Annotated in this window: 5 protein-coding genes, 1 tRNA gene and 1 rRNA gene; 4 read left to right on the forward strand and 3 right to left on the reverse strand. The window is 38.6% G+C overall.

What is annotated here, in order from left to right; translation table 11 throughout:
* A 5S ribosomal RNA gene (gene rrf, locus AC07YC_RS22615) occupies positions 1-75 on the reverse strand; the annotation flags it as partial.
* 249 nt (positions 76-324) lie between these two features.
* Positions 325-1395, reverse strand: a complete 1071-nt coding sequence (locus AC07YC_RS22620; protein ID WP_494920499.1) for a cysteine desulfurase family protein — start codon at positions 1393-1395, stop codon at positions 325-327.
* Between the two features lie 100 nt (positions 1396-1495).
* Here AC07YC_RS22620 and nadB point away from each other — a divergent pair, with 100 nt between their 5' ends.
* From nadB to AC07YC_RS22640, 4 genes are all read left to right on the forward strand, one after another.
* Positions 1496-3082 carry an L-aspartate oxidase gene (gene nadB, locus AC07YC_RS22625; RefSeq protein WP_494920498.1) on the forward strand — a complete coding sequence of 529 codons (1587 nt, stop codon included), beginning with the start codon at positions 1496-1498 and terminating at the stop codon, positions 3080-3082.
* Positions 3039-3899, forward strand: coding sequence for a carboxylating nicotinate-nucleotide diphosphorylase (gene nadC / locus AC07YC_RS22630; RefSeq protein WP_336637360.1), 861 nt, complete (start codon positions 3039-3041; stop codon positions 3897-3899). Before nadB ends, nadC begins: the two co-directional genes overlap by 44 nt.
* Entirely contained in the window at positions 3886-4989 is a 1104-nt protein-coding gene (gene nadA / locus AC07YC_RS22635) for a quinolinate synthase NadA (protein WP_336637361.1), read from the forward strand. The genes nadC and nadA overlap by 14 nt, the downstream gene beginning before the upstream one ends.
* Before the next feature lie 140 nt (positions 4990-5129).
* A complete protein-coding gene (locus AC07YC_RS22640) occupies positions 5130-5546 on the forward strand; it encodes a VOC family protein (protein WP_008181739.1) in 417 nt (138 codons plus the stop codon).
* 67 nt (positions 5547-5613) lie between these two features.
* Here the strand turns inward: AC07YC_RS22640 and AC07YC_RS22645 are convergent.
* Positions 5614-5685 (reverse strand) — tRNA-Glu (locus AC07YC_RS22645).
* Positions 5686-5687 lie beyond the last annotated feature (2 nt).

The following is a 5687-nucleotide window of genomic DNA, read 5'->3' on the forward strand; positions in this document are numbered from 1 at the left end:
ACCATCGGCGCTAAAGAGCTTAACTTCCGTGTTCGGTATGGGAACGGGTGTGACCTCTTTGCCATCATCACTAGACTACTTTATTATGTATCTTGTTTTGAAGTTGTTTACCTGTCCTTCAAGACAAGAATTATTGTATAACGTTTTTTCATATTGTGCAATACTTTTTTATAAAAAAAAAGAAATTATTACTTTTAAAAGATATTTTTGTTAAGAAAGAGAAAATATTGCCCTGCAAAATATTATAGCAATAGTTGTTTCAAAAGAAAACAATTATTTTTCATCTATAAATTTTCAGCTTATGATCTGGCTTAAAACTTGCTACTAAATAGTAGCAAGTTCCATAGTCAATCTATCAATTTCTTTAAATGTTGTTGAATCTCCGAAAGATATTCTAAAGAATTGCCGTGCCGCTTCCATTGAATAATTCATAGATAAAATGGCTTTTGTTCCAGATTCGCTATGAATATCACAAGCACTTCCCGTTGATATACTGATCCCTGCCTCGTTTAATTTTAATAATACATATTGCCCCTCCACTTTACTCATCATGACACCACAAATATTTGGCAATTGCTTCTTACACTCTATTAGTCGAACTGTTTTTGGTAGACGACTTTTAAAATATCTTCTTAATTTCTCGTAATGCTGTCTTTCATAACTATTATTTTCAACCGCTGACGCAAAGGAAACAATAGCGGGTGTATCTAAAGTTCCCCCTCTTAATCCTCTTTCATGAGTTACGCCTGGTGTCAGTGCTGGAACACGAATTGCAGGGTTTATATAAACAGCGCCGCAGCCCTTAGGTCCTCCTATTTTATGTGCTGAAATTGTCATAGCGTCTCCTCCTCTTGGTATAGTTAATTTCCCAAAGGATTGTACACAATCAATATGACAGTAAACAGCGGCTTCTTTTGCCACTTCAATTATTTTTTCCACAGGTTGAATAGAACCAATTTCTGAATTTACATGTTGAATGGAAATTAATGCTGTATCTTTTCGAATAGCGAGTAGTAGTTGTTCTGAGTCAATACAACCATCCTTTTGCAACGGTAATTTTGTCACCTCAAAACCCATTTTCTCCAATGTATTCAAAGCTGCATGTACAGACGTATGTTCAGCTTGTGATGAAATAATATGTTTTCCTTTTTTAGAGGCTAATGCTAATGACAAAATGGACATAATGTTTCCTTCCGTTCCGCTTCCAGTAAAGATAACGCCATCACTTTTGACGCCAAGTTCATTGGCTATAATTTCTCTTGATTGCTGGATAAAATAATGCGCTTGTCCCCCTAAATCATGGAGACTTGAGCTATTTCCATAATACCGCTGTGCCACCTCTACATATGCTTCAAGCGCCTTCTTCGTCATTGGTGTTGTTGCTGCGTAATCCATGTAGATCATCGTATTCTTCCTCTCTCGTTCAACAGGTCTTGTTTTCTTTATTATTTTATGTAAAGATAGATGTCAAGACAACTGTAAAGAAGGTATAACTATGGATGTAAAGACAGACGTCCTTATAATTGGTAGTGGTATTGCAGCACTTCAGGCAGCTCTACTGCTCGAAGAACATTTTAAAATACAAATAGTTACAAAATCATCCGTCCATACGAGCAGTTCCTATCGTGCACAGGGTGGCATTGCCGTCGTGACAAGTGAGGAGGATCATATTGATTGCCATATTGCGGATACATTGAAGGCCGGAGAGTTTCATCATGAAGGTAGAAATGTCCAAACGCTCATAGAAGAAGGCACAAAAATAATGCGTAACTACCTTCAAGCTGAATTCCCCATTGATCGGCATAGCAATGGAGCTCCTGCTCTAGGTCTGGAGGGAGCACATAGCCATCATCGTATTCTTCATGCAGGTGGTGATCGTACTGGTCAAATTTTCATAGATTACTTGCTTCATAAACTTTCTCCTAATACAAAGGTAAATTGCTATGAAATGGCCTATGAACTTTTACTAAATACAAATGGTGACTGTGTAGGTGTACTTACAAAAGGAAGCGAAGGCACTAAACGCTACTTTGCCCATCATGTGATTTTAGCGACAGGTGGTGCAGGAGCACTTTATTCAAGTACATCTAATGACCCAACAAATACTGGTGATGGTATTGCTTTAGCCTTTCGAGCAGGAGCTGCCATCAGTGATATGGAATTTATGCAGTTTCATCCAAGTCTGCTTTGGTGTGAAAACGAGGCAAAAGGATTGATTTCTGAAGCGGTACGAGGAGCTGGTGGTATTTTTGTCGATGCCCAACGTCGTCCAATTATGAAGGGCATCCATGCACAACTTGATTTAGCGCCAAGACATATTACAGCACTCGCATTATTTAAGAAACGGGCGGCTGGTGAGGAAACTTTCCTTGATATATCCTCCATCCAAAATTTTGATGTAAAATTTCCATCAATCACACAGCTTTGCCGTAACAACCATATTGACTTACAAGATGGCCTGATTCCTATTTCACCAGGTAGTCATTTTTTAATGGGCGGTATTATTGCTGATGATAAAGGCAGAACCACTATAGCCAATTTGTATGCTATCGGCGAAGTGGCCTGTACAGGTGTCCACGGAGCAAATCGTTTAGCTAGTAACTCCCTATTAGAAGGGATTACTTTTGGTCACAGAATGGCATATTTCATTATCCAACAAGGCTGTAGCCAAAAAGATTTCTTACTTGCTAGCGATAAAAATGTCGATTCAATGCCTTCATTATTTAGCAAACAACAATTACAGCAACATATGATGCAGTACTTAGGTATCGTTAGGAACGGTGACGATTTGCATTATTCCCTCCAGCAATTACCCTCTCTACAAGCACTTCTCCATGCAAATTTAAAGGGTTTGCAACAGACTGAGCTGGAACTATATATGATGCATGTTGTCGCCACATTAATAACCTATGCGGCAATTACAAGAACTGAAACACGTGGAGCCCACATTCGTAGCGATAAACCCGCAATGGAAGCAAAGTGGGCAAAACGATGGATTATTTTTTCGCAAGGACAAATGAAAGTGAGGAATTCATTGTATGAATATCATCAAACTCGAGGAAATGCTCAAACAATTTTTTAATGAGGATATAGGTGATGGGGATTTATCGAGTGAATATATTTTTTCTCCTAAAGAGCAAGGAACTTTTTCATTTTATGCCAAAGAAAGTGGCATTTTTTGTGGCGCACCTATTATTGAGCAGGGCTTTCACTTACTAGATCGGTCTATAAAAGTCAACCTTCCTAAAAAAGATGGGGAAGCCGTAGAGGCTGGCGACGTCATTGCTATTATAGATGGCCCCTTACAAAAATTATTAATGGGAGAACGCGTAATTTTAAATCTTATACAACGGATGTCTGCAATAGCTACGGCGGCTCACCTAGCAGTACAGGAAATTGCAGGAACGAACACAAAAATATGTGATACCCGTAAAACGATTCCTGGCTTGCGTATGCTTGATAAATATGCTGTTCGAATCGGTGGTGCTTTTAACCATCGCAATGGCCTATTTGATGCAATCATGCTAAAGGATAATCATATTGCTTTTGCTGGTAGCATGACAAACGCCATTCAGGCTGCTAGAGAAAAAGTTGGTCATACCGTTAAAATTGAAGTGGAAATAGAAACAAAAAAACAGCTAGATGAAGCCATTTTAGCTGGAGCAGATATTATAATGTTTGATAATCGAAGTCCTGAAGAAATACGTGCATGGCTGCCTGCTGTTCCTTCTTCTATCACGACTGAAGCATCAGGTGGCATTACTCTTGAAAATATAAGAGCTTATGCTCAAACAGGTATACAGTGGATTTCACTTGGTTCTCTAACCCACTCTGTCAAAGCCTTTGACATTAGCGCCCTTGTACAAATGAAAGGAGGCTATTCCATTGTCCATCACTAGTTTATTACAGCAGACGACGTTACTTCCTGAGCATTATCGAGCATTATCCGTAACGGAAATGGAATCTCGTATTTTATCCATCAAAAAGAAATTAGGATCTAAGCTTTTTATTCCGGGTCATCATTATCAAAAAGATGAAGTTATCCAATTTGCTGATGCAACGGGAGATTCCTTACAGCTGGCTCAATTATCTGCCGCAAACAAAGAGGCGGAGCACATCGTATTTTGCGGGGTACATTTTATGGCTGAAACTGCTGATATGCTAACATCAAAACAGCAACATGTATATTTACCAGATATGCGTGCAGGTTGCTCGATGGCTGACATGGCTGATATTTATCAAACTGAACAAGCATGGCCCATTTTACAGCAGCTCTTTGGCGATACGATCATTCCACTTACCTATGTTAATTCAACAGCCGCTATTAAAGCCTTTACAGGAAGACATGGTGGTGCATGTGTAACATCCTCTAATGCGAAAGAGCTTGTTCAGTGGGCATTTACACAAAAACAGCGTATCTTCTTTTTACCCGACCAACATTTAGGCAGAAATACTGCTTATGACTTAGGTGTTCCACTCGAGAATATGGCCGTTTGGAATCCGCATAAAAATATACTTGAAACTAAACAGCCTCTTGAGAACATCCAAGTTATTCTGTGGAAGGGTCATTGCTCTGTACATGAAGGATTTACAGTTCAACATACAGAGACTGTTCGTAAGGAATATCCAGCCATGAAAATTATTGTTCACCCTGAATGTAGTCGTGAAGTTGTAGATGCGGCTGATGATGCTGGTTCAACTAAGTACATTATCGATACAATTAGTCAAGCACCTAGTGGATCTGCATGGGCAATAGGGACAGAAATGAATCTGGTCAATCGTATTATAAAGCAGCATCCAGATAAACAGATCATCTCTTTAAATGAAAACTTTTGTCCTTGCCTAACGATGAATCGCATTGATCTCCCCCATTTACTATGGTGCTTAGAAAGCATTGAACAAGGTCACCCACATAACCGTATTCAAGTTGATAGCCATACTAGTACTGAAGCTCTTAGTTCTCTGGAAAGAATGTTAGCAAGAAGATAAATTACGATTTTAAAGCAGAGATGTTGTAAAAAACAATATTTCTGCTTTTTATTTGCTCAAAAAATTAAGTATCTGGGTTACCTCCTGAAATTGACACCCATTTATTTTTTATGATAATGTCGATTTGGAGGTGATAAGAAATGTCTTTTCAATCGAAGAATATTTTCATTAATTTACCAGTAAAAAATGTAAACAAATCCACGTCATTTTTTAAGGAGTTAGGTTTTGAGTTCAATCAACAATTCAGTGATGAAACAACTTCCTCAATGATTATTAGCGAAAATATTTTTGCTTTACTAATGGTCGAAGATCGCTTTAAAGGATTTAGTAACAAGGAAATACCGGATACGACTGTTTCTGCCCAAGCAATTTTATGTCTATCTGCAGAAAATCGCGAGCAAGTAGATCAGCTAGTAAATAAGGCACTTGCCTCCGGGGGTAAACCTTATAGTGATCCACAGGATCATGGATTTATGTATGGCTGGGGTTTTCAAGATTTAGATGGGCATATTTGGGAAGTAGTTTATATGGATGAGCATGCAATGAATCAAGAGTAAATCGTTTATCTTACATTAGTTTTCTATAAAAAAACAGTAGACGCACATGCATCTACTGTTTTTTGTATGACCCGTACGGGATTCGAACCCGTGTTACCGCCGTGAAAGGGCGGTGTCTTAACCACTTGACCAACGGGCCAA

It is taken from the genome of Lysinibacillus sp. GW247-5R2A, assembly GCF_059424475.1.

Bases quoted from the DNA above. Each gene is read 5' to 3' on its own strand.
- AC07YC_RS22620 (WP_494920499.1), bottom strand. From the start codon at position 1,395: ATGGATTACGCAGCAACAACACCAATGACGAAGAAGGCGCTTGAAGCA.
- AC07YC_RS22640 (WP_008181739.1), top strand. From the start codon at position 5,130: ATGTCTTTTCAATCGAAGAATATTTTCATTAATTTACCAGTAAAAAAT.
- nadB (WP_494920498.1), top strand. From the start codon at position 1,496: ATGGATGTAAAGACAGACGTCCTTATAATTGGTAGTGGTATTGCAGCA.
- nadC (WP_336637360.1), top strand. From the start codon at position 3,039: ATGAATATCATCAAACTCGAGGAAATGCTCAAACAATTTTTTAATGAG.